Source organism: Micromonospora sp. NPDC005203, from assembly GCF_042872705.1.
Lineage (GTDB): Bacteria > Actinomycetota > Actinomycetes > Mycobacteriales > Micromonosporaceae > Micromonospora.
In genome coordinates this window covers 806,770-830,003 of the sequence record NZ_JBIAKV010000002.1, presented here as the reverse complement: position 1 = coordinate 830,003, position 23,234 = coordinate 806,770, and the positions used below count along the sequence as shown (strand labels likewise).

Below are 23,234 nucleotides of genomic sequence, written 5' to 3'. Positions count from 1 at the left end.
CTGAACGCCTGCTCACGCACTGCCGAATGGACGGACGCTAACCGTCACCATCGGCACTGCGGATGCATATAGGAAAAGCACGACAAAGCAATTGTTCGCCACCCATCCAGAATGAGGAGTGTTGCCGCCATGGACTGGCGTCACCATAGTGTCTGCCGCGACGAGGACCCAGAGCTGTTCTTCCCGATCGGGACGTCTGGACCGGCTCTGCTACAGGTCGAGCAGGCCAAGGCCGTCTGCAGGCGCTGCTCCGTGACCGACCAGTGCCTGCAGTGGGCACTCGAGTCGGGTCAGGACGCCGGCGTCTGGGGCGGAATGAGTGAAGAGGAGCGGCGGGCCGTCAAGCGGCGCGGCGGCCTCCGCGTGCTGCGCGCTCACTCCGCCTGATCCCAACGACACCGCTGTACGCCCCGGTGGGTCCGCCCACCGGGGCGTTCCGCTGTCCGCCCCAGCCTCAGCCGGCCGGAGCCACGACGTGGCCAGACGACGGGTCATCGACCCGGCGCAGCACCACCTCGACCAGCTCCGGCGCGTCGCTCAACGGGGCGGACACCGCCACCGCGCCGGCCGCCCGAGCCGCCTCGGTCACCGCGTCGTGGAACAGGCCCGGCGCCAGGAAGTACGCGGACACCGCGACCCGCCGTGCGCCGGCCTCCCGCAGCCGGGACACCGCCACACCGGCCGCCGGTGGCGCCGCCGAGGCGTACGCCACCCGACAGGGCACCCCGAACTCGGCACCGAGCGCCTCCGCGGCCTGACCCACGGACCGGCGGGCGCGCGCGTCCCGGGTGCCCGCCGCGGCCAACACCAGCGCGTCGAAGCGGCCCGGCCGCACCTCGGTGAGCCGTCGACGCAGCCCGGCCAGCAGCCCCGGGTCGACGGTGCCGTCCGCCGGGCCGAGCACGTCGGTCACCCGCACCGCCAGTGGCCGCTCGGCCCGCACCGCCGCGCTGACCGCCGCCGGGATGTCCACCCGATGGTGGTACGCGGCGGTCAGCAGCAGGGGCACCAGCACCGCCCGTTGGTGACCGGCCGCCGCCAGGCCACGCAGCACCTCGGTCGGCCCCGGCTCGGTGTGGTCCAGCCAACTCGCCCAGACCTGTGTTCCGGGCCGGGCCGCCGACACGGCTCGGGCGAGTGCCCGGGTGGCATCGGCCGCTCGTGGATCCCGGCTGCCGTGGGCGACGAGCACCACCGGGGCCACCCCGCCGGCCACATCCGGGCCGGTCGGGGTGGTCGCCGGCGAGGTCAGACGTGCAGCCCGCACTCGGTCTTCTCGAACATGGCCCACCGGCCGGCCCGCGCGTCCTCGCCGACCTTCGTCCGGCGGGTGCACGGCCAGCAGCCAATCGACCCGTAACCCTGCTTGAACAGCTCGTTCACCGGCACGTTGAAGCGGGCGATGTAGGCGTCCACATCCTTCTGCGACCAGGCCGCGATCGGGTTGACCTTGACCCTGCCGCGCCGCGCGTCGAACGTCACCACAGGCGTGTTGGCCCGGGTCGGCGACTCGTCCCGGCGCAGGCCCGCAGCCCAGGCGTCGTACCCGGACAGCGCCCGCTCCAGCGGCTCCACCTTGCGCAGCTGGCAGCAGTCGTCCGGTGACTTGTTGAACAGCCGGGGGCCGTACTGGCCATCCTGCTGGCCGACCGTGAGTCGGGGCCGGATCGACCGGACGTTCACCGGAAGCGTGCGGGCCACCTCGTCGCGCACCCGCAGCGTCTCGGGGAAGTGCAGGCCGGTGTCGAGGAAGACCACGTCCACGCCCGGGGCCACCCGGGACACCAGGTGCGCCAGCACGGCGTCGGCCATCGAGCTGGTGACGCAGAACCGGTCGCCGAAGGTCTGCGTGGCCCAGCGGGCGATCTCCAGCGCCGGGGCGCCCTCCAGGTCCTGGGCCGCCTGCTCGGCGAGGGCGCGCAGCTCGGCGGGGTCGCGTCGGGCCGGGTCGGCCGATGTCGAGGCGCCCGGACCGACCAGGCGCAGGTTCGCTGCGGAGACGAGGCTCATCGGGTCACCGCCCGGGAGAGCAGGCCGGTGAACTTCACCGAGAAGACCCGGGTGCAGGCGTGGCACTCCCAGGCACCGTGCCCCGCCTCGTGCGGCCGCAGGTCCTCCTCACCGCAGTACGGGCAGTACAGAGGTGCCGCTCGGTTCTCGCTGCTCACCGCAGTGCCTCCTCGTCGACTCTGATCACCCAGTTGGCGAACGTCTCGCCCTCGCTCCGACCGGCCAGGTAGCGGCGGGCCAGCCGTTCCACGTACTCCGGAAGCTCCTCGGCGGTGGTCTTCAGGCCACGCAGCTTGCGGCCGAAACCGGCCGTCTGCCCCTGGGCCATGCCCAGCCCGCCGCCCAGGTGCACCTGGAAGCCCTCGACCTGTCGGCCGTCCGGGCCGACCACCAGCTGGCCCTTGAGCCCGATGTCGGCCACCTGGGTGCGGGCGCAGGCGTTCGGGCAGCCGTTGATGTGGATGGAGATGTCCGCGTCGAAGTCGCGCAGCCGCTGCTCCAGCCGGGCCACCAACTCCTCGCCGCGGGCCTTCGTCTCGACGATGGCGAGCTTGCAGTACTCGATGCCGGTGCACGCCATCGTGCCGCGCCGCCAGGCCGACGGCCGGGCCTCCAGGCCAATGCCACGCAGCGCGTCGACAAGCGACTCCGTCCGCTCCGACGGCACGTCGAGCACCAGCAGCTTCTGGTACGGGGTGAGCCGCACCCGGTCGCTGCCGTGCGCCTCGACCACGTCGGCCAGTTGGGCGAGCTGCCCGCCGGAGACCCGCCCGACCACCGGCGCGGCGCCCACGTAGTGCCGCCCGTCGGCCTGCTCGTGCACGCCCACGTGGTCGACCGGCTTCGACGGCAGGGTCGGCGCCGGGCCGTCGAGCAGCGTACGACCGAGGTAGTCCTTCTCCAGGACCTCGCGGAAACGCTCCACACCCCAGTCGGCCACCAGGAACTTCAGCCGGGCCCGGTTGCGCAGCCGCCGGTAGCCGTAGTCACGGAAGATCCCGACCACCCCGGCCCACACGTCCGGAATCTCGGCCATCGGCACCCAGACGCCGAGCCGCTGGGCGAGCATCGGGTTGGTGGAGAGACCGCCGCCGACCCAGACGTCGAAGCCGGGGCCGTACTCGGGGTGGTCGACACCGAGGAAGGCGATGTCGTTCGACTCGTACGGGGTGTCGACCAGCCAGGAGATCGACGTCTTGAACTTGCGGGGCAGGTTGGAGAACTGCTTGTCGCCGACGTACCGGGCGACGATCTCGTCGATCGCCGGGGTCGGGTCGAGCACCTCGTCACGGGCCACGCCGGCGACCGGGCTGCCCAGCACGATCCGGGGGCAGTCGCCGCACGCCTCGGTGGTCTGCAGGCCGACCGACTCCAGCCGACGCCAGATCTCCGGCATGTCCTCGACCCGGATCCAGTGGTACTGGATGTTCTGCCGGTCGGTGATGTCGGCGGTGTCCCGGGCGAACTCCCGGGAGATGTCCGCGATCACCCGCAACTGGGCCAGGCTGAGCTGGCCACCGTCGATGCGGACCCGCAGCATGAAGAACTCGTCCTCCAGCTCGTGCGGCTCCAGCACGGCGGTGCGCCCGCCGTCGATGCCCGCCTTGCGCTGGGTGTAGAGGCCCCACCAGCGGAACCGGCCCCGCAGATCCTGCGGATCGATGGAGGCGAAGCCGCGGTGCGCGTAGATGGTCTCGATGCGGGCCCGGACGTTGAGCGGGTCGTCGTCCTTCTTGATCCGCTCGTTGGGGTTGAGCGGTTCACGGTGGCCGAGCGCCCACTGACCCTCACCCCGTGGCCGGCGCGGCGCTCGGGTCGGGCGAGCCGGCGGGTCCTCGGAACGGGCCGGGATGCTGCTGACCGCCATCGCGGCGTCCTCCGTTGTCTGCTGTGCCTCGGGGTACGCGGGGCGCGGCGGCCGGCCCGGCGAAGCGGGCGGGACAACGGTGTCTTCAGACAGCCGGCGCGGAGCGCGCCCGAGACAGATTGATCGGGCGTCGTCAGTAGGCCGGACAGATCGCGCTGCGCACGCGGCCGTAATCGACGTGGCGACGTGCCACGAAGCGGCGGACGACTGCGGCGGTCATGCGCCCCATGCTGCCACACCCCGAGGGGGTCGGCCAATGTCCACGTGCTGGATCCCACATCACGGGCGAGTGCGGCCGAACGACGTGATGCCCGCCTGGCGCCCACCGCCTGCGGCCGGCTGACACCACGAACGGCGAGACCGTGGCAGGCTCGGACCGTGGGCAGATTGTCCGAGTCGACCGGCGCGGTGTGGGACCACCTGCGCCGCGTACCGGTCTGGCTGGCCCCGGCACTGCTGACCCTGGTGGTGACCCTGACCGGGCTGGGTTCCGCCCAGCTCTGGCGCGACGAACTGGCGACCTGGAGCGCGGCCAACCGATCGCCCGCGGACCTGGCCCGGTTGGCCGGCACCATCGACGCCGCCACCGGGCCGTACTACCTGCTGATGCACGGCTGGACCGCGATCGTCGGCGACTCCACGGTCGCCCTGCGCGTGCCGGCCGTGCTGGCGATGACAGTGGCGGCCGGGTTGCTCGCCGTGCTCGGCGCGCGGCTGGTCGACCGGCGCACCGGCCTGTTCGCCGGGCTGCTGTTCGCGGTCCTCCCCGGCACGTCCCGCTACGGGCAGGAGGCCCGCCCGTACGCGTTGGCCACCATGCTCGCGGTGCTCGCCACCCTGCTGCTGGTGGCCGCACTGCGCGGACCGAGCTGGACCCGCTGGGCCGGGTACGCCGCCGCCGTCGCCGCTCTCGGGCTCATCCACCTGATCGCGCTCACCCTGCTCGCCGCGCACGGCCTGGTCGTCCTGCTCGCCTGGTGGCGCGGCCCAGCCACGGCCGGCGTAGGCAGCGGGGACCAGCACGACGCCGCGCGGGACAAGCACGACGCCGCGCGGGACAAGCACGACGCCGCGCGGGACCGGCGGGTGTGGCGCTGGGTGGTCTCCGTGGTGCCGGCCGCTCTGCTTGTCACCCCCCTGCTGCTCAAGGCCCGCTCCCAGCGGTCCCGGCAGCTCAACTGGGTCCACCTGGTCCGCCTGGACGACCTGACCGCTCTGCCCGGCGGGGTGGCGCAGAGCAGCGTGGTGGGTGGACTGCTGGTCGGGGTCGCCGCGCTGGGCGCGGCCCGGCTCGGGCGACGCGCCCTGCTGCCGGTGAGCGCGGTGTTGCTGCCCGTGCTGCTGCTCTTCGCCGCCGGCGAGGTCGTACCGCTGTGGGTGCCCCGGTACCTGGTCTTCGTGGTGCCCTTCGCCTGCCTGCTGGCCGGCGCGGCGGTGGCCGCGGTGGCGGTGCCCGCCGCGCTCGCCGTGGTGGTCCTGGCCGGGTTGCTCGGCCTTCCCGACCAGGCGGCGTTGCGGCGCACCCACGAGTGGCCGCGCAGCGCGCCGGTGGACTACGCGGGCGTGGCGCGCGTGATCGCCGACGGTCAGCGGCCGGGCGACGCGATCGTCTACTCGCCCCGGCAGAGCTGGCTCTTCCTCGACCTCGGCATCGAGTACCACCTCGACGACCCACCCCGGGACGTCCTGGTCACCGAGGACGAGGTCCGCCGGGGCGACCTGTGGGCGGCCGAGTGCCCCCAGCCGGCGCAGTGCCTGGCCGGTACGACACGGGTGTGGCTGGTGCTCTCCGGTCGGCACGCCGAGCCGTTGGCCGCGGTGACCGGCGCCAAGGGTGACGCGCTACGCGCGGACTTCACCGTCGCCCAGGTCTGGCCGCGCCCCGGCCTGACCGTAGCCCTGCTGACCGACCGCCCCGACCGCTGACCCGACCGACCCCGGGCCGGCCGACTCCGGGCCGGCCGACTCCCGGCCGACCGACTCCCGGCCCACTCGCCTCGATCAGTGTGATGCCGGTGAGTCATCTTGATGACTCACCGGCATCAGGCTCGTTCTGGTGCCCGCTCCCCTCAAGCGGTCCCGCCCGGCACAAGACGGTCCCGCCCGGCACAAGACGGACCCGCCCGGCAGGAGCGGCTCAGCCCTGTGCGCGGCCCTCGGGGGCGTTGCGGGCCAGCGGGACGACGAGCACGGCCTCGGTGCCGCCGGTGGCACCGGCTCGCAGCTCGATGGTGCCGCGCAGCTCCCCGGTGACCAGGGCACGGACGATCTGGAGGCCGAGCCGGCTGGCTCGCTCCGCGTCGAAGTTCGGCGGCAGCCCGCGCCCGTTGTCGGTCACCGAGACGTGCAGCATCTTGCGGAACCGGTGCGCCGAGACCACCACCTCGGGTCGCAGCGACGGGTCGACCTCGGGAGCGGCGACCGGCACCATGCCCGAGGCGGCAGGCGGGCGGTGCTCGTCCGCCTCGTCGGCCGGCGGGAAGCCGTGCTCGACGGCGTTGAGCAGCAACTCGTTGAGGACCATCACCAGCGACGTGGCAATCTCCGCCGGCAGCACGCCGAAGCTGCCCCGTCGACGCATGCCGACGCTCACCTCGGTCGCCGCGACCTCGGTCGCGGCGCTGGCCACCCGGTCGACGATGCCGTCGAACTCGACCGCCTCGTCGCTGGACATGGAGAGCGTCTCGTGCACCAGGGCGATCGAGGCGACCCGGCGGACCGATTCCTCCAGCGCGACGCGCGCCTCCGGCATGGACACCCGGCGGGCTTGCAACCGCAGCAGCGCGGCGACGGTCTGGAGGTTGTTCTTGACCCGGTGGTGGATCTCCCGAATCGTGGCGTCCTTGGTGATCAGTGCCCGATCCCGGCGGCGAACCTCGGTGATGTCCCGCACCAGCACGAGCGCGCCGATCGGCACCCCGGCGGGCATCAGCGGCAGCGCCCGGGTGAGCATCGTGGCGCCGCGGGCGTCGATCTCCCGGCGCGGGGGCGCCTCGCCGCGCAGGGCGGCCAGGATGCCGTTCGAGGCCTCGGTGCCGTCCAGCGGGTCGCCGGCGAGCCGGCGGTGCAGCGCGGCCAGGTCCTCGCCCACCAGGTGCGAGGCGTAGCCCAGCCGCCGGTACGCGGACTGCGCGTTCGGGCTGGCGTAGGTGACCTTGCCGCCGGCGTCGAGCCGGACCAGGCCGTCGCCGACCCGGGGCGCGGAGGTGGTCTCGCCCGGGTGCCGCGGTGGCGGGAAGGTGCCGTCCGCGATCATCTGCGCCAGGTCGTCGGCCGTGGTCAGGTAATTGAGCTCCAGTTGGCTCGGGGTGCGCGCGGTGGAGAGGTTGGTGTCCCGTCCCACCACGGCGATCACCTCGCCGGCCTCCCCCTCGGCGGTGCGCAGCCGGACCGGGATCGCCTCGTGCCGGGCCGGCACGTCGCCATACCAGACCGGGTCGCCCTCGCGCCAGATCCGGCCCTGGGAGTACGCCACCCCCAGGTGGGCCACCTCCGGCCCGCCGACGATCCGCCCCACCTGGTCATCCTGGTACGCGGTGGGTGCGGTGGTCGGGCGGACCTGGGCGACGCACAGGAACGTGCCGTCGGCGTCAACCGGCACCCAGAGCAGCAGGTCAGCGAAGGAGAGATCGGAGAGCAGTTGCCAGTCGCCGGCGATGCGGTGCAGGTGGTCGATGTCGGCCGGACGGAGATGGGTGTGCTCCTCGGCGAGGTCGCGCAGCGTGGACACGGTGACCAGGGTGCCACGCCACGCCTCACATCGTCGCGGTGACCTTCTTCAACCCGCGCGGCGCGTCCGGATCCTCGCCTCGGGTGAGCGCCAGGGCCAGCGCCAACCGCTGCAACGGCAGGATGTCCAACAGCGGGGCGTACCGCTCGTCGACCTCGGGGACGGCCAGCCGGGTGGCGCCCGGCACGTCGGCGGAGCCGACCACCACCACGTCGGCGCGGCGTTCGCCGAGGCGGGGCAGCACCTCGCCCATCGAGCGGCCACCGGGGCCGGAGCCGACCACGGCGAGCACCGGGACCTCCGGGTCGGTCATCGCGAGTGGGCCGTGCAGCAAATCGGCGCCGGAGAAGGCGAGGGCCGGCAGGTACGAGGTCTCCATCAGCTTCAGCGCGGCCTCCCGGGCGGTCGGGTAGGCGTACCCCCGGCCGGTGGTGACCAACTGGCGGGCGAACCGGTAGCGCGGGGCGAGCTGGGCCGGGGTGCCGTCGGCCAGGGTGCGGGCGGCCAGCTCGGGCAGCGCGTCCAGCGCCTCCCGTTCGGCCGCCGGGAGCACGCCGTCGCCGGCCCGGATCCCCTCCACGAGCATCAGCAGGGCGAGCAGCTCGGCGGTATACGTCTTGGTGGCGGCGACCGCCCGCTCGTGCCCGGCGGCGATGTCGACGCTCAGCTCGGCCACGTCGACGAGCGGCGAGTCGGGGGCGTTGGTCACCGCGAGGGTCAGCGCCCCGGAGGCTCGGGCGGCGCGCAGCACCTCGGCCAGGTCGGGCGAGCCGCCGCTCTGGCTGACCCCGACGACAAGCGCGTCGGACAGGTCGGGGCGTGCCCCGTACAGGGTGACGACGCTTGGCGAGGCGAGCCCGGCGGGCAGGCCGAGCCGGATCTCGGTCAGGTACGCCCCGTAGAGGGCCGCGTGGTCGGAGGTGCCCCGGGCGGTGAAGACCACGTGCCGTGGGCGACGTTCGGCGACGACCGCCGCCACCCGCGCGATCTCGGCGGCGTTGGCGGCCGAGAGCAGGCGGGCGTAGCCAGCCGGCTGCTCGTCGATGTCGGCGGCCATGCCGGAGCCTGCACGTGTCACGGAAACCCCTCCCCTGCGCGATTGCCGCGCAATTCTTGCTCAGTCTTGCACTTTTAACCGTAGCTCAGCAATCGAACGAGCAGGACTGCGCAGGTGATCACCAGTTGATCTCAATATCAACTAAGCTTGCGGTGCACCCGGCCCAGCCCCAGCGACGAGAGGACGACGTGCCCGAGGGAACGGACGACCCCGCGCTCTCCCCGACGGAGGAGCTGGCTCTGGCCCGGCTGGCACTCGACGAGGGTGACCTGCACCACGCCGCCGGCCACCTCGCCGGCGCGCTGGCGCAGGCCCCCACGCTCCCGGAGGTGCACGAGACGCTGGCCCGGCTCGCCGCGGCCAGCGGCGGTGGCCTCGGCCTCTTTCCGATCAACCACCACACCTTCGTGGGCGCGGTCGTCGCCCGCGCCCACCTGCTCGCCACCGCCGGCCGTCCCGCCGAGGGACTGGAACTGCTGGCCGCGGCGACCGCGTACGCGCCCGGCACCGAGTGGGCCGGCGTTCCCTGGGTCACCGCGCCCGAACTGGCCGAACGGCTGGACCCGGAGCACATCGCCCGGATCCTCATGCAGGTCTGCGCCGCGCTGCCGGACCCGGTGCCGCGGGTCGACCGGGGTGCCCTCGCGCCGTACCTCACGCTGGCCCGCAACGCCGCCACCGTCCACCCCGACCACGGTCTGCTGCTGGGCGCGGCGTCCGCGCTGGCCCGGCGTCTCGGCGAGGCCGCGCTCGCGGTGCGCTGGGCCACCCGAGGGGTACGCACACAGCCCTCGAAGATGGGCGAGGTCTGGCTCGGGTACGCGTACCGCAGCGCGGGCCGGACCCGCGAGGGCCTCGCAGCCCTCGGTCGGGCCGTCGAGCTGGACCCCGACGACCTGGCGATCTACGCGGACATCGCCGGCACCCTGGCCGAGATCGGCCGGCTGGACGAGGCGCTGGAGTGGACCGAGCGGGCGCTGGCGCGCGACCCGTCCTTCGACTGCGCGGTGCACACCGCCCACCGGCTGCGGCACCTGCGCGACGGCGACCTGGCCCACCTGGTCGCGCTCGCCGACTTCGTCCGCGACCACCCCAACGACAGCCACGAGCATGGTGACCTGGCCCAGTGCTGCCGGGGCCGACCCTGGCTCGGCCAGCTGACCCCGGCCGGCGGCCCACTTGTCGACGCGCTGCGCCAGGCGGTGGCCGATGACGACAACGGTTCCGGCAGCGCCGTACGCCTGCCCGCCGCAGCCCCGCCGAGCGCCGTCCGGACGGCGACGTCCACCGCCCCCGGGCTGCGGATCGACGTCGTCGGCTCCCTGGAGCCGGACCCGCGCGAGCCCCGGCGGGCGTCGGCCCAACGGTTGTGGCACTACGCGGACAACATCCCCATGCCCGCCCTGCCGGCGCCCTCGGCGACGGCTGTCGAACGGATCGGTCAGCTCGCCCACCCGGCGTGGCCGCACCCACCGGCGGCGTACGACGCGGCGGTGGGCCTCGCCGGCCTCGACCTGGCGGATCTGCTCGGCCTGCTGGTGCACCCACCGGCGGCACCGGCCAACGCGGTGGGTCGCCTGTTGGCCGCCCACGACCCGTCGATCTGGGTCCGTGGGGTGCAGGTATGGGCGTGCCTGGGGCTGCTGCACCACCGCACCGACGAGCCGTGGGAGGGCTCGACCCGGCGCCGGGTGCTGCTCGACCTGATCTGGGACGTCGAGGACTGGGTCACCGAGGCGGCGCTGTTCGCCCTGGTCACAGCCGCCTGGGTGGATCCCTCGGTACGGTCGGACGTGGCGCGGGTGGTGGCGGAACGGCTCGCCGACGCAGCCGCCGTCGCTCGGGTCCGACCGGTCCCGATCGCCGTCTCGCTGGCCCACCTGGCGCTCGCCGTCCCGGAGCTGGACAAGGCCGCCGCGGCGCTCGCCACCGAAATGCTCGACAGCCGGTCCGCCACACTCCCCCGCCCCCGCAACCCCCTCCGTCGCCTCTGGCGACGCCTGACCCGCCAGTCCTGACCCCAGCGCGCCGCGCCGGCCCGGATGGGCTGACGCGGCGCGGCGCGGGGGGAAGGGTGCGGGTCAGGCGACCGGGGCTGCCTTGCCGAGGGCGATCTCGGCCTCCTCCTCCGGAGTGGCCTGCGGCGGCGCCTCGTTGGCGGTGCGCAGCGGGATCTCCTTGATGAACCAGGCGAGCACCGGGATCGCGACGGTGAACACCACCGCCCAGAGGAACACGTGCGAGATCGCGTCGGAGAGGCCACTGAGCACCAGCTCACGCGCCTGGGCGGGCAGGTCCTTGAGCTTCTCCAGGTCCATCCCGGCACCACCGGACTCGCCACCGAAGGCTCGACCGCCCTCGGAGCTGGCCAGCCGGTTGGCGAAGATCGCGCCGAACAGCGAGATGCCGAACGAGCCGCCGATCGACCGGAAGAAGGTCGCCGCGCCACTGGCCGCGCCGAGGTCCTTCTGCTCCACGCTGTTCTGCGCGATCAGCATGGTCGTCTGCATGAGGAAGCCCATGCCGACGCCGAGGACGACCATGTACAGCGAGGACATCAGTTTGCTGGTGTTGGTGTCGAGCATCGACAGCAGCGCCATCCCCGCGGTCATTCCGACGCCACCGATGATCGGGTACGCCCGGTACCTGCCGTTCTTGGTGATCGCCCGGCCGATGACAAGCGAGACGACCAGCATGCCGAACATCAGGGGCAGCAGCAGCAGACCGCTGTTGGTCGCCGACGCCCCCTGCACGGTCTGCTGGTAGAGCGGCAGGAAGTTCATCGCGCCGAACATCGCGAAGCCGAGCAGGAAGCCGATCACCGAGATCAGCGCGAAGTTGCGGTTCGCGAAGAGCGCCAACGGCAGGATGGGCTCCTGGACCCGGCGCTCCACCAGGCCGAACGCCGCCAACGCGAGCACGCTCAGCACGGCCAGGCCGAGGATCTGCGGCGACGTCCAGTCGTACTCGTTGCCGCCCCACGTGGTGATGAGCACGATCGCGGTGATGCCGACGGAGAGCAGTCCGGCCCCGAGCCAGTCGATCCGGTGCTCGGTGCGGTACTTCGGCAGGTGCATCGTGGTGATCAACACGAGCAGCGCGATCCCGCCCAGCGGCAGGTTCACGTAGAACGCCCACCGCCAGGAGAGGTGGTCGGTGATGAAGCCACCGGCCAGCGGACCGGCGACCATGGCGATGGCCATGATGCCGGCGATCATGCCCTGGTAGCGCCCACGCTCGCGGGGCGGGACCAGGTCACCGATGATCGCCATCACGCCGACCATGAGCCCACCGGCGCCGAGGCCCTGCACGGCACGGAAGGCGATGAGCTGGACCATGCCGTCCTGCGGGCCGCCGAGCATCCCGGAGCCGGCCATGCCGCAGAGGGCGGAGCCGACGAGGAAGATGATGACCGAGGTCAGGAAGACCGACTTGCGGCCGTAGAGGTCACCGAGCTTGCCCCAGATCGGGGTGGACACGGTGGTGCCCAGGACGTACGCGGTAACCACCCAGGTGAAGTGGTTGAGGCCGCCGAACTCGCCGACGATCCGCGGTAACGCGGTGCTGACGATCATGTTGTCGAGCATCGCGAGCATCATCGCGATCATCAGCCCGAACAACACGACCCGGATGTTGTTGGGTCGTACGCCGGTCTGTGTTGCTTGAGTCATAGGTAAGCTCCCCCCGAGGAATGCCGTACTTACTTGCCGCCCGGCTAGTCACCTTACTAGCCGCACGGTAAGTTGGGTAGGAAGCCACGGTCAAGCGATGAGGAGTGCGTGAGTGAGGGAGAGCACAGGCGGAACGCGAGAGCGGATCAAGGCCGTCGCGCTCGAACTCTTCACCGAGCAGGGGTACGAGAAGACCTCGCTGCGGGAGATCGCCGAGCGCCTCAACGTCACCAAGGCCGCGCTCTACTACCACTTCAAGAGCAAGGACGACATCGTCGCCAGCTTCGTCGAGGACCGGCTGGACCGGATGGACGAGCTGAACGCCTGGGCCGCGACGCAGCCCGCCACGCTGGCCACCCGCCGCGAGCTGATCTCCCGGTACGCGGACACGATGTTCGACGGCGCGCAGCCGTCGGTGATGCGTTTCTTCGAGCAGAACCAGACGGCGCTGAAGAGTCTCTCCGCCGGCCAACAGATGCGCGGTCGGATGTTGGACCTGGCCGACGCGCTGTGCCGGGGCGACGAGTCCCCCGCCGCCCAACTGCGCGCCGCACTGTCGATCTTCGCGGTGCACACGAGCTGGTTCGCGGTCCGCGCACCGCACATCAGCGACGACGAACGCCGCAAGCTCGCCCTGGAGGTGGCCGACGAGTTGCTCGCCGCCATCGGCACCGACCCCGACGCGAGCGACCACGACGGACCCGCCGCCGGCCAGGCCTGACCGCTCGGGCGACTCAGCCGCGCGTCAGGACCAGCCGCAGACCGAGCAGGTCAACGCCCACCGCCGGAGCCCAGTCCTTCTCCGGTGCCCGGACGAACCCGAGCCGCGAGTAGAGCCGGTGCGCCGAATCGGCCATCCCGGCCCGGACGCAGATCACCACCGCCGTGCAACCCAACTCGACGGCGCGTGCCACGCACGCCTGCGCGAGTGCCGCGCCGACACCCCGACCCTGAGCGCCCGGGTCGACCGCGAGCATCCGGAACTCCGCCTCGCCCGGCCCGGACAGCTCGGCGAACGGAGTACCCGGCAGCACGAAGGTCACCGACCCGAGCACCGCCTCGGTCACCTCGTCGACCGCGACCAGCACCTCACCGCTGACGGCCCGGGTCGACACGTCGGCCAGCACCTCGCCGTACCCGTGTTCGCCCTTGAGCTGGCCGTCCGCCTCGTACGCGGCCACGGTCAACCGCGCGACCGCCGGAAAGTCGGCCGGCTCGGCCGAACGGACCCGCACCCCGCTCAAGCAATCACCGCGATCAGGTCACCGTCCTGCACGACGTCACCCTCGTGCACCGCGAGCTGCTCGAGCACACCGTCGGACTCGGCGAGGACGGGGATCTCCATCTTCATCGACTCGAGGATCACCAGGGTGTCGCCCTCGGCCACGGTGTCACCTGCCGAGGCGACGACCTTCCAGACGTTCGCCACCATCTCGGCGCGGATCTCCTCGGCCATGTCCGGGCCCTCCCTTTTCGCGATGTGCCTGCCGACGTATCCAATCATGCGACGTCCGCCGGTGGGCGCGCAGCGGCACGGCCGGGATGACGCACCCGCCCCGGGGAAAGGCGGCAGGTGTCGACCGCACTACCATCAGCGGGTCGGACCCGATGCCGGGCCGTCGGTGGGTGCACCGACGCCGAGGTCGTGGGCAGCACGGATCCGCCCCCATCACGAGGAGGTCAGCATGGCGAAGAAGTCCCGCAAGAAGAAGGCTCGTAAGAAGAGCGCCGCGAACCACGGCAAGCGTCCCAACTCCTGAACGGGTCGACGGGCCGGCGGCCCGTCACCGATCAGCTCGACCCGGCCGACGCCGGGTACACCGGTGGCCCGGGTCGACAACGACCCGGGCCACCGGTCTGACGCTGTGCTCTGCCGACGCTCAGTCGGCCAACTCGCGGGAATCACTGGTCTCGAAGACCACCAGCTCGGTGAGCTTGACCCGCAGCCGCTCGCGCAGCTCGTCCGGGGCGGTCTCGTTGCCGCAGCACCGAGCCACCAACGCCCGTACCTCCTGCTCGAGCCCGTACTCACGCAGGCACGGCCCACACTCGTCCAGGTGGTGCCGGATCAGCGAGCGCCGCTCGTCGGCGCACTCCAGATCCAGGTAGAGGTAGACCTCCGCGAGCACCTCGCGGCAATCCGTCTCGTGCGGCTCCCCACAGCTCACGTCACACCTCCCGGCCGGCGGCAGCGGTCGAGCCCTTGGACGAGCGGGCCGCACTGAAGCCCCGCTCCCCGGCGTAGCGCTCAAGCAGCTTGCGCAGATTACGACGGCCCCGGTGCAGACGCGACATCACCGTGCCGATCGGCGTACCCATGATGTCGGCGACCTCCTTGTAGGAGAAGCCCTCGACATCGGTGAGGTAGACAGCCAGGCGGAACTCCTCCGGCAACTGCTGGAGGGCCTCCTTGACGTCGCTGTCCGGCAGCCGGTCCAGTGCCTCGGTCTCGGCGGAGCGCAACCCACTGGAGGTGTGCGACTCGGCCTCGGCGAGCTGCCAGTCGGTGATCTCCTCGGTGGGCGCCTGGATCGGCTGGCGCTGCCGCTTGCGGTAGGAGTTGATGTAGGTGTTGGTCAGGATCCGGTAGAGCCAGGCCTTCAGGTTCGTGCCCTGCTCGAACTGGTGGAAGGCCGCGTACGCCTTCAGGTACGTCTCCTGGACCAGGTCTTCGGCATCCGCCGGGTTGCGTGTCATCCGCAGCCCAGCAGCGTAGAGCTGATCGACGAATGGCATCGCGTCCCGCTCGAATCGGGCCCTGCGCTCGTCCGTCTTCTCGGTGGTCAACCGCACATCCCCTCGCGTCGGATGCTTTCCCGCCGAGGATACGCGCACGGACCTACCCGCAGATCCACTTCCCGCCGGTGTGCCCGTGCTCACCGCACCCGCCCCGCCCGGTCCCGCCGTCGCGGGCCACTCCGGGCCATCCAGCAGCCGCTTCAGCTGCCGGGCGTCCCGCTCGTCCCGTTCCAGGCTTCGTGTCTCGGTCGGCACCGGTCACCCCCCTCGCAGAAAAGTCTTCCGGGGTTAGTAACGCGAGATGACCACTGGGGCATTCCGGCTGGCCTCCCGTTCCTGGTCCCGGCCCCGACGGCGGCCGGCGCTGGGACCAGGAAGGGCCTGGGAGGACTGGTGTCACCGGTCCGGATCGGGCCGGCGGCACCATCGGATGCAACGACCCGCGCCCGGCACCGGAAACGGTCGCGCGGGCGAGCCGGATCAGGTGGGCGCCCAGCCCTGGGCGTGCAACCAGAACCGGACGAGGTCAGCGGTGCCGGCCGGATCCCGCCGCAGGTCGTGCGTCTCCCCGGGACGACTCACCACCTGCACGGTCGGTCCCGGCTCCGGTGTCCCGAACGGGTCCCGGTCACCGTTGACGACAAGCGTCGGCAGGCCGGTGTCCAGTTCAGCGGCCCGCGAGCGCTCCGGCCGCCCGGGTGGGTGCAGCGGAAAGGCCAACGCGACCACACCGGCCGCACCCACCGCACGGGCCGTGCGGCAGGCCACCCGAGCGCCACTGGAACGGCCGCCGACCACAGTCGTCGGCACGTCGGCGTGCCGCTCCCGCAGCACGGCGAGCACCGCCGTCCAGGCCTCGTCGAGATGACCTGCCGGCGCCGGCGCACGTCGACCGGCGACCCGGTAGGGCTGGGTCACCCGCGCCACCACCAGGCCGGCCGCGACCGCCGCGTCCCGGACCGCGAGCAGGTCGGGGGCATCGACGCTGCCGCCCGCGCCGTGCCCGAGCACGAGCAGGGCGGTGGCCGGACGGGACGGCAGGTCGGTGTCGATCCGCGCCGAACCGCGGGGTGTGTCGATCTCGTCGCTGGGCAGCACCGACCCATTCTGCGCCGCCGGACCGGCGACGGGTGCGGGCCGGGTGAGCCGATCAGCTCAACGGGACCAGAGTGAGTAGCCGATCCCGTACCGGCGGGCCGGCGTCATCGACGGCGTCCGGGTCCGGCTCGACCTCGCCACGCCAGGCGACAAGCATCGCCCGCCGCTCGCGAGGTGTCGTGGCACCCCACACGCCGTGGCAGTCACCGACGTCCAGAGCCCAGGCCAGGCAGGACCCCTGCACGTCGCAACTGCGGCACAGTGCGACGGCGGCGTCCGCCGGTTCGTTCGGTGCCGGAAAGAATGTCTCCGGATCGACGCTCTGGCATGTGCCTCTGGTGCGCCACGCGTCGTCCTGTCGCCGTTCCCGCACGGCCTTCAGCAGTCGCGGATCTCGCCGCGCCGCAGCCACCTCGTGCGGGCGAGGCATACGCGCCCGTGTCATCCACCCACCTCCCCCGTGGGACCGGCAAGATCGGTGGACGTCGTCCGCCCCGTGCGAATCGACAGCCACTACCGGCGCTGTGTTCTATCGCACTTGACGACACCGAGACAAGGGCCTGCCGGGAACATGACTGAACGGCCGGGAGACGAATCGCGCGCAACCCTGGCAAATCGGCGCTCGACGATGTGCGGCGGTCGGTCTCAGAACAGGGTCAGCTCCTGCGGTCGCACCGATGGCTCCACCGGCACCCGGGCGGTCAGTTGCGGCCCGTCGTTGCGGACGTCGCCCACCGCCGCCCCGACCGGCCGGATTTCCAACCCGGCGAGCCACTCCGCCGACGCCGGGGTCAGCAACCGCTCCGGCTCGTCGGTCGGCGCCAACCACGACGACCAGTGCTCGGACGACAGCAGCACCGGCATCCGGTCGTGCACCTCGGTCAGCTCGCCAAGCGCCGCGGTGGTCAGCACGCTGAAGGTGAGCCGGGTCTCGGCCTCGGACTGCCAGACCGACCAGATGCCGGCCAGGGCGAGCACGGAGCCGTCGGCGGGCGTCAGGTAGTAGGCCTGTCGCCCACCGTCGGGCCGACGGACCCACTCGTACCAGCCGTCCGCCGGGATCAGGCAGCGGCGACGGGCGAACGACCCGGCGTACGCCCGACTGGTGGCCACCGTCTCGGCCCGCGCGTTGATCATGCGGGCCGCCCCGGCGGGAGAGCGGGACCAGTGCGGCAGCAGACCCCAGCGACCGACGCAGAGGCTGCGGTGCCCCTCGGGGCTGACCCGGACCAGCGGCACCGGGTCGGTCGGCGCGACGTTGTGATCCGGTCGGAGCAGGCCGTCGGTGTCGTCGGACGACTCGAACAGCGCGCTCAGCTCCCCGGAACTCCTGGTCGTCGCGTACCTGCCGCACATGGACCACACGCTAACGCGTCGGCGCCCCGACGGCTGTCCCGCCAACCGGGAGTGCGACCACCGCCTCCCGCCACCGGGCGGTCGACGCGGCAGAATGTCACCGTGGGGAATCTGACCGCGACCCGGCCGCCACAGCCGTGGAGCGCACCGACCGCGTCCAACCCGGTGGCGGCGACGCTGCGCCTGCCCGGGTCCAAATCGATGACCGCGCGCGCCCTGGTGCTCAGCACGTTGGCCGCCGGACCGTCGACGCTTGCCGAGCCGCTGCGAGCCCGCGACACCGAGTTGATGGCCGCCGGCCTGCGCGCGATGGGCGCGCACGTGTCGATCAGCGACGACGAGCGCTGGCTGGTCCGGCCGCACCCGCTGAGCGGCCCCGCCCACGTCGACGTGGGCCTGGCCGGCACCGTGATGCGGTTCGTGCCGCCGGTGGCCGGGCTGGCCGACGGGCCGGTCACCTTCGACGGCGACCCCTACGTTCGCACCCGGCCGCTCGGCCCGCTGGTCGGCGCACTGCGCTCGCTGGGTGTCCGGATCGACGTCACCGGCACGGGCAGCCTGCCGCTGACCGTCTTCGGCACCGGTGGGGTCACCGGCGGCGAGGTGGTGATCGACGCGTCCGTCTCCAGCCAGTTCGTCTCCGCACTGTTGCTGGCCGCCCCTCGCTTCGACCGGGGTGTGGTGGTGCGCCACGTCGGCCCGCCGGTGCCCTCCGCGCCACACCTGCGGATGACGGTGCGGATGCTGCGGGCCGCCGGCGCGGCCGTCGACGACAGCACCCCCGACGTGTGGACCGTCGAGCCCGGCCCGCTCACCGGGCGCGGTTGGGAGATCGAACCGGACCTCTCCGGCGCGGTGCCGTTCTTCGCCGCCGCCCTGGTCACCGGCGGCGAGGTGACCCTGCAGGGCTGGCCGCACAGCAGCGCCCAACCGGTCGAGCAACTCCGCTCGTTGTTGCACCGGATGGGCGCCGAGGTCACCCTCTCCACCGCCGGGCTGACCGTGCGGGGCACCGGCGTGGTGCACGGGCTGACCGCCGACCTCTCCGACGTCAGCGAGCTGACCCCGGTGCTGACCGCGCTGGCCATGCTCGCCGACTCGCCGTCGGTACTCACCGGCGTCGGGCACATCCGGGGCCACGAGACCGACCGCCTGAGCGCGCTCGCGGCCGAGTTCACCGCCCTCGGGGCGGACATCACCGAAGCGCCGGACGGGCTGGAGATCCGACCCCGTCCACTGCGCGGGGGGACCTTCCGCACCTACCACGACCACCGCATGGCGCACGCCGCCGCGGTGGCCGGGCTGGCCGTTCCCGGCATCGAGGTGGACGACGTGGGGTGTACCTCCAAGACCATGCCCGAGTTCCCGGCACTATGGTCAGCGATGGTGACCGGCAAGAGCTGACGCGAGAAGAGGACAGGTCCTGGCGACCAAACGGCGGGAGTACGACGAGGACGACGTACGGGTCCGGCCCGGAAAGTCGTCGCGCCCGCGTACGCGCACCCGCCCCCAGCACAACGATGCGGTGGACGGCTTCGTCATCGCCGTCGACCGAGGGCGCTACCAGTGCGTGCTGGCCGGGGCCGAGCGCGGCGTGGTGGGGGCCGAGCTGCCCACGGTGACCGCGATGCGCGCCCGTGAGCTGGGCCGCAAGTCGGTGGTGGTGGGCGACCGGGTCAGCCTGGTCGGGGACACCTCCGGCGCGGAGGGCGCTCTCGCCCGGATCGTCCGGATCGCCGTGCGCCGCTCGGTGCTGCGCCGCACCGCCGACGACGACGAGACCACCGCCGAGGGCCGGCTGGAACGGGTGGTGGTGGCCAACGCCGACCAGCTCGTGATCGTCAGCGCGCTTGCCGACCCGCCGCCGCGCACCGGGTTCATCGACCGCTGCCTGGTGGCCGCGTACGACGCGGACGTCGAGCCGCTGCTCTGCCTCACCAAGGCCGACCTGGCCGGGCCGGAGGAGGTGCTCGGCTACTACACCGAGTTGGAGCTGCCGTACGTGCTCAACCGTCCCGACTCCGACCTGGGCGCGCTCCGCGCGCTACTCAGCGGCAAGGTGTCGGTGCTGGTCGGGCACTCCGGGGTGGGTAAGTCGACACTCGTCAACCGCCTCGTCCCGGACGCGCTGCGCGCGGTCGGCGTGGTCAGCGCGATCGGCCGGGGCCGGCATACCTCCACCAGCGCGGTGGCGCTGCGGTTGCCACCGGTGCCCGGCGTCGACACCGACCCCGGCTGGATCATCGACACCCCCGGGATCCGCAGTTTCGGGCTGGCGCACGTCTCGGCCGACAGCCTGCTGCACGGCTTCCCGGACCTGGTCGAGGGCACCGTCGACTGTCCGCCCAACTGCCAGCACACGGCTGACGAGGCCGCCTGCGGGCTGGACGCCTGGGTGACCGCCGGCAAGGCCGACCCGCGCCGGTTGGCCTCGTACCGCCGGTTGCTCGCCTCCCGGGCCGGCGAGGGTGACTCGCGCGGCGAGAGCGACCAGCGCGGGCCCGGCGAGGGTGACCGGCGCGGGCCCGACGAGTGAGCCGGGGGGCGTCGGCTAGGTTGCCGGCATGACCGGGTACGCCGACGACCTCGCCCTTGCCCACCTGCTCGCCGACCGGGCCGACGCCATCGCCATGGCCCGGTTCCGCGCGCTCGACCTGCGGGTGGAGGCGAAGCCCGACCTGACGCCGGTCTCAGACGCGGACACCGCCGTGGAGCGGGAGATCCGCGCCCTGCTGGCCGAGCACCGGCCGACCGACGGGCTGCTCGGCGAGGAGTACGGCGCGCAGCCGTCCGCCGACCCGAACGGCCGCCGGTGGATCATCGACCCGATCGACGGCACCAAGAACTTCGTCCGGGGGGTGCCGGTCTGGGCCTCCCTGATCGCGCTCTATGACGGTGACCGGCCGGCGGTCGGCGTGGTGTCCGCACCGGCGCTGGGCCGGCGCTGGTGGGCGAGCGCGGGCGCGGGCGCGTACGCCGGTCCCGGTGCCGCCGCCGGCGAGCGGATCGGGGTGTCCGCGGTGCACGGGATCGCGGACGCCAGCTTCTGCTACTCGTCGCTCGACGGGTGGGAGCGCGCCGGGCGGCTCGACGCGATGTTGGACCTGATGCGGGCGACGTGGCGCAGTCGGGCGTACGGCGACTTCTACGGCTACATGCTGCTGGCCGAGGGCGCTTTGGACGTGATGGTCGAACCGGAGCTGTCGCTGTGGGACGTGGCGGCGCTGGTGCCGATCATCACCGAGGCGGGTGGCACGGTCACGGATCTGTTCGGTCGACCGGCTCCGGCCGGCGCGCCGGGCACCGACAGCAGCGTGGTGGCCACCAACGGGGTGCTGCACGCCGACATCCTCAGCCGGCTCGATCGGCCAGCCGAGCGCTGACCCCCGCCAACCTCTATCCTCGCCAGGTGGTCTCCTCCGGTTGGTGTTTTCTCGCGGCGATGATCGTCGCGTACGGCTTCGCCAACCTCCTCCAGTCGGTGGCCGCGGCCCGCACCACGGTCCACCACACCTTCGATCCGGGCCTGCTGCTGCGTCTCGCCGGGCACCGGACGTACCTGATCGGCCTGGGCTGTCAGATCGGCGGGTTCGTGCTCGCCTTCCTGGCCCGCCGGGACCTGCCGCTGTTCCTGGTGCAGGCGAGCGTCGCGGCCGGGCTCGGGGTGACCGCCATCCTCGGCGTGCTGGTGTTGAAGTGGCGGCTGCCGGTGGCGGAGGTGGTGCTGCTGGTCCTGCTCTTCGCCGGGATCACCGCGCTGGTGCTGTCCGCCCGGCCGGCCCCGTCGAAGCAGCTCGGCACCGCCGGCTCGATTGCCCTGCTGGTGGCGCTCGGCGTCATCGCGGTACTCGGCGTCTTCGCGGTCCGGCTGCGCGGCGCACCCGGCTCGGTGGCCCTCGGCTCGCTGGCCGGGTTGGCGTTCAGCTCGGCGGCGGTCGCCGCCCGGCCCCTGGCGTCCGCGTCGTCCGCCGAGGCGTTCCTCTCCCACCCGCTGTTCTATCTGCTGATCGCCCACTCGATCGTCGGCCAGTTGCTGCTGGGGTTGGCCATGCAGCGCGGTTCGACGACCGCCGCGGTCGCCGCGATGGATGCCGCCGGTGCGGTGCCGGCCGCGATCGTCGGCCTGCTGCTGCTCAACGACAAGATCTGGCCGGGCCGGGAGTGGCTGGCCGCGGCCGGTTTCCTGGTCACCCTGGCCGCGGTGATCGGGCTGACCCGGTACGCCGAGCCGCAGCAGCAACGCGCGGTGGCACGGCGTCGCGACCAGGCCATGGTCGTCGTCGGGCGGTCCGGCTGATTCAGCGGGCCGCCCGACCTGCCCTCTTCAGGCCTCGACCGGCTTGCGGCGACTAACCACCCGTTCGTAGAGGCGCTCCAACGCGCCCGCGGTGCGCTCCCAGGTGTAGCTGCTGCGCACCCGGTCCACCGCGGCGTGCCCGTAGGCGAATCGGCCGGCGTTGTCGGCGAGCAGCCGGCGCATCGAGACGCCGAGCGCCCGCACGTCGCCGGGGGGCACCAGGCGGCCGGTGACCTCGTCGACGACGGCGTCCGCCAGGCCGCCCATCGCGTAGCCGATCACCGGCACCCCGCAGGCCATCGCCTCCAGCGAGACCCGCCCGGCGGAGGAGTAGTGCGGCGTGCAGGCGACCACGTCCGCCGAGCGGTACCAGGTGGCCATCTGGTCGTGCGGAACCGCGCCGACGAGCCGTACCTGGTCGACGACCCCGATCTGTTCGGCAAGCTCACGCAGTCGCCGCGCCTCGGCATGGTTGGCCAGTTGGTCGGCCGGCGGCCCACCGGCGATCACCAGCTCGGCGTCACCGACCAGTCGCATCGCCCGGATCAGGTCCTCCTGGCCGTGTCCGGGGGACAGCGAGCCGACCGAGAGGATGCGGGCCCGCTGTTCGCGCGGCGCCGCCTCGCCGTCGGGCTGGAACTGCTCGATGTCCACCCCGGCCGGCACCAACGCGACCGAGCTGCGTTGCAGACCCATCCGGGTCAGCTCGTCGACCTCGTCGTTCGACTGGGCGACGGCGATGTCGACGGCCCGGGTCAGGGCGCGTTCCAGCGTGATCCGCTCTCCCGGCCCGCCGTAGTGGCCGCCCAGGTGGCGTGCCTGCTCGACGCCGAGCGAGTGGAACGTCTGCACCACCGGGATGTCGGTCTCCCGAACGGCGTGTGCGGCGGCCAGGCCACCGACCCAGTAGTGCCCGTGCACCACCTCGGGCCGCCAGGCGCCGGACCACGAGTCGGCCAACCAGCGGCCGAACTCCGTCACGTGCGGGATGAGTTTCGCGGTGGGTAGCGGGGTGGGCGGGCCGGCCGGCACCTGGAGCACCTGGTAGCCGTCGACACCGACGGTCGCCGGGAGGCCGGGGTCGTCCCGGCGCTCGTACAGTCGTACGTCGTGGCCCCGCTCCGCCAACTCGGCGGCGACCCGTGCGATGTGTTGCCGGGTGCCGACCGGTGGGCCGTCGGCGTGGCGGTATGAGCTGGCGTGCGCGCAGACGAGGCCGACGCGCATGGGTCACCTCCCTGCGATCTTTCCTCGGCAGTGGTCCTCCCGTTCAGAGCGTCCCATTAACCTCAGGAGCGGGAGTCGAAACCTGGCAGATCGGGAAGAGTGCCCGCGAGTGCCACCGACACTTGCGCCACGACAATCACATTGACCACGCCGCACGCCGCCCCCCGAAGATCGACAATCGA

At 72.6% G+C, this 23,234-nt stretch carries 23 protein-coding genes and 1 pseudogene; 9 read left to right on the top strand and 15 right to left on the bottom strand.

Annotated features, from left to right (window positions below; translation table 11 throughout):
- Positions 1-129 precede the first annotated feature (129 nt).
- Entirely contained in the window at positions 130-387 is a 258-nt protein-coding gene (locus ACFYPM_RS09200) for a WhiB family transcriptional regulator (RefSeq protein WP_088950012.1), read from the top strand.
- Between the two features lie 67 nt (positions 388-454).
- Here the strand turns inward: ACFYPM_RS09200 and ACFYPM_RS09195 are convergent, their stop codons facing one another.
- The 4 genes from ACFYPM_RS09195 to ACFYPM_RS09180 are packed head-to-tail and all read right to left on the bottom strand — an operon-like array spanning position 455 to position 3,877.
- Positions 455-1,267: a sirohydrochlorin chelatase gene (locus ACFYPM_RS09195; protein ID WP_387192942.1), complete on the bottom strand. Its 813-nt coding sequence runs from the start codon at positions 1,265-1,267 to the stop codon at positions 455-457.
- Complete coding sequence (locus tag ACFYPM_RS09190) at positions 1,249-2,010, bottom strand: phosphoadenylyl-sulfate reductase (protein ID WP_387192939.1); 762 nt, start codon at positions 2,008-2,010, stop codon at positions 1,249-1,251. Before ACFYPM_RS09190 ends, ACFYPM_RS09195 begins: the two co-directional genes overlap by 19 nt.
- Positions 2,007-2,168 (bottom strand): hypothetical protein, encoded by a 162-nt coding sequence (locus ACFYPM_RS09185; protein ID WP_167393614.1) that lies wholly within the window; start codon positions 2,166-2,168, stop codon positions 2,007-2,009. Before ACFYPM_RS09185 ends, ACFYPM_RS09190 begins: the two co-directional genes overlap by 4 nt.
- Positions 2,165-3,877, bottom strand: coding sequence for a nitrite/sulfite reductase (locus ACFYPM_RS09180; RefSeq protein WP_387192935.1), 1,713 nt, complete (start codon positions 3,875-3,877; stop codon positions 2,165-2,167). The genes ACFYPM_RS09185 and ACFYPM_RS09180 overlap by 4 nt, the downstream gene beginning before the upstream one ends.
- Positions 3,878-4,255: 378 nt before the next feature.
- On the opposite strand from ACFYPM_RS09180, the gene ACFYPM_RS09175 reads away from it, so the two are divergent.
- Entirely contained in the window at positions 4,256-5,803 is a 1,548-nt protein-coding gene (locus ACFYPM_RS09175; protein ID WP_387192933.1) for a glycosyltransferase family 39 protein, read from the top strand.
- Positions 5,804-6,014: 211 nt separating this feature from the next.
- Here the strand turns inward: ACFYPM_RS09175 and ACFYPM_RS09170 are convergent, their stop codons facing one another.
- Positions 6,015-7,607, bottom strand: a complete 1,593-nt coding sequence (locus ACFYPM_RS09170; RefSeq protein ID WP_387192930.1) for a histidine kinase N-terminal domain-containing protein — start codon at positions 7,605-7,607, stop codon at positions 6,015-6,017.
- Between the two features lie 25 nt (positions 7,608-7,632).
- The gene (locus ACFYPM_RS09165; RefSeq protein WP_357247166.1) at positions 7,633-8,664 is read right to left on the bottom strand and encodes an SIS domain-containing protein; all 1,032 of its coding nucleotides are present in this window, start codon (positions 8,662-8,664) and stop codon (positions 7,633-7,635) included.
- A gap of 188 nt (positions 8,665-8,852) precedes the next feature.
- Between ACFYPM_RS09165 and ACFYPM_RS09160 the strand changes: the two genes are divergently transcribed.
- Positions 8,853-10,682 (top strand): tetratricopeptide repeat protein, encoded by a 1,830-nt coding sequence (locus ACFYPM_RS09160; RefSeq protein WP_387192927.1) that lies wholly within the window; start codon positions 8,853-8,855, stop codon positions 10,680-10,682.
- A 63-nt stretch (positions 10,683-10,745) separates the two neighbouring features.
- Here the strand turns inward: ACFYPM_RS09160 and ACFYPM_RS09155 are convergent, their stop codons facing one another.
- Positions 10,746-12,335 (bottom strand): MDR family MFS transporter, encoded by a 1,590-nt coding sequence (locus tag ACFYPM_RS09155; protein ID WP_387192923.1) that lies wholly within the window; start codon positions 12,333-12,335, stop codon positions 10,746-10,748.
- A gap of 112 nt (positions 12,336-12,447) precedes the next feature.
- On the opposite strand from ACFYPM_RS09155, the gene ACFYPM_RS09150 reads away from it, so the two are divergent.
- Positions 12,448-13,056, top strand: a complete 609-nt coding sequence (locus tag ACFYPM_RS09150; protein WP_387192920.1) for a TetR/AcrR family transcriptional regulator — start codon at positions 12,448-12,450, stop codon at positions 13,054-13,056.
- A gap of 13 nt (positions 13,057-13,069) precedes the next feature.
- Here ACFYPM_RS09150 and ACFYPM_RS09145 read toward each other — a convergent pair whose 3' ends face one another.
- Both ACFYPM_RS09145 and ACFYPM_RS09140 read right to left on the bottom strand, forming a co-directional pair.
- Positions 13,070-13,579: a GNAT family N-acetyltransferase gene (locus ACFYPM_RS09145; protein WP_387192917.1), complete on the bottom strand. Its 510-nt coding sequence runs from the start codon at positions 13,577-13,579 to the stop codon at positions 13,070-13,072.
- A complete protein-coding gene (locus ACFYPM_RS09140; protein ID WP_357246664.1) occupies positions 13,576-13,791 on the bottom strand; it encodes a biotin/lipoyl-binding carrier protein in 216 nt (71 codons plus the stop codon). The genes ACFYPM_RS09145 and ACFYPM_RS09140 overlap by 4 nt, the downstream gene beginning before the upstream one ends.
- Positions 13,792-14,020: 229 nt before the next feature.
- Here ACFYPM_RS09140 and ACFYPM_RS09135 point away from each other — a divergent pair, with 229 nt between their 5' ends.
- Positions 14,021-14,095, top strand: a complete 75-nt coding sequence (locus ACFYPM_RS09135; RefSeq protein ID WP_369814844.1) for a 50S ribosomal protein bL37 — start codon at positions 14,021-14,023, stop codon at positions 14,093-14,095.
- Between the two features lie 120 nt (positions 14,096-14,215).
- Here ACFYPM_RS09135 and rsrA read toward each other — a convergent pair whose 3' ends face one another.
- The 5 genes from rsrA to ACFYPM_RS09110 form a co-directional block, all read right to left on the bottom strand.
- Positions 14,216-14,503 (bottom strand): mycothiol system anti-sigma-R factor, encoded by a 288-nt coding sequence (gene rsrA, locus ACFYPM_RS09130; RefSeq protein ID WP_030336658.1) that lies wholly within the window; start codon positions 14,501-14,503, stop codon positions 14,216-14,218.
- A gap of 1 nt (position 14,504) precedes the next feature.
- Positions 14,505-15,329, bottom strand: coding sequence for a sigma-70 family RNA polymerase sigma factor (locus ACFYPM_RS09125; RefSeq protein ID WP_387192913.1), 825 nt, complete (start codon positions 15,327-15,329; stop codon positions 14,505-14,507).
- Between the two features lie 225 nt (positions 15,330-15,554).
- Entirely contained in the window at positions 15,555-16,172 is a 618-nt protein-coding gene (locus ACFYPM_RS09120) for an alpha/beta family hydrolase (RefSeq protein ID WP_387192910.1), read from the bottom strand.
- A 52-nt stretch (positions 16,173-16,224) separates the two neighbouring features.
- Positions 16,225-16,617, bottom strand: a complete 393-nt coding sequence (locus tag ACFYPM_RS09115) for a WhiB family transcriptional regulator (RefSeq protein WP_357377506.1) — start codon at positions 16,615-16,617, stop codon at positions 16,225-16,227.
- A gap of 200 nt (positions 16,618-16,817) precedes the next feature.
- Complete coding sequence (locus tag ACFYPM_RS09110; RefSeq protein ID WP_387192907.1) at positions 16,818-17,528, bottom strand: SOS response-associated peptidase; 711 nt, start codon at positions 17,526-17,528, stop codon at positions 16,818-16,820.
- A gap of 102 nt (positions 17,529-17,630) precedes the next feature.
- Between ACFYPM_RS09110 and aroA the strand changes: the two genes are divergently transcribed.
- The 4 genes and pseudogenes from aroA (at position 17,631) to ACFYPM_RS09090 (ending at position 21,895) form a co-directional block, all read left to right on the top strand.
- A complete protein-coding gene (aroA, locus tag ACFYPM_RS09105) occupies positions 17,631-18,932 on the top strand; it encodes a 3-phosphoshikimate 1-carboxyvinyltransferase (RefSeq protein ID WP_357246678.1) in 1,302 nt (433 codons plus the stop codon).
- A gap of 121 nt (positions 18,933-19,053) precedes the next feature.
- Positions 19,054-20,064, top strand: coding sequence for a ribosome small subunit-dependent GTPase A (gene rsgA / locus ACFYPM_RS09100; RefSeq protein WP_387192903.1), 1,011 nt, complete (start codon positions 19,054-19,056; stop codon positions 20,062-20,064).
- A gap of 28 nt (positions 20,065-20,092) precedes the next feature.
- Positions 20,093-20,911: a histidinol-phosphatase gene (gene hisN, locus ACFYPM_RS09095; protein WP_365062356.1), complete on the top strand. Its 819-nt coding sequence runs from the start codon at positions 20,093-20,095 to the stop codon at positions 20,909-20,911.
- Positions 20,912-20,970: 59 nt separating this feature from the next.
- Positions 20,971-21,895: pseudogene (locus ACFYPM_RS09090) on the top strand (hypothetical protein).
- Here ACFYPM_RS09090 and ACFYPM_RS09085 read toward each other — a convergent pair.
- A complete protein-coding gene (locus ACFYPM_RS09085) occupies positions 21,853-23,052 on the bottom strand; it encodes a glycosyltransferase (RefSeq protein WP_387192900.1) in 1,200 nt (399 codons plus the stop codon). The pseudogene ACFYPM_RS09090 and the gene ACFYPM_RS09085 overlap by 43 nt on opposite strands.
- Positions 23,053-23,234 lie beyond the last annotated feature (182 nt).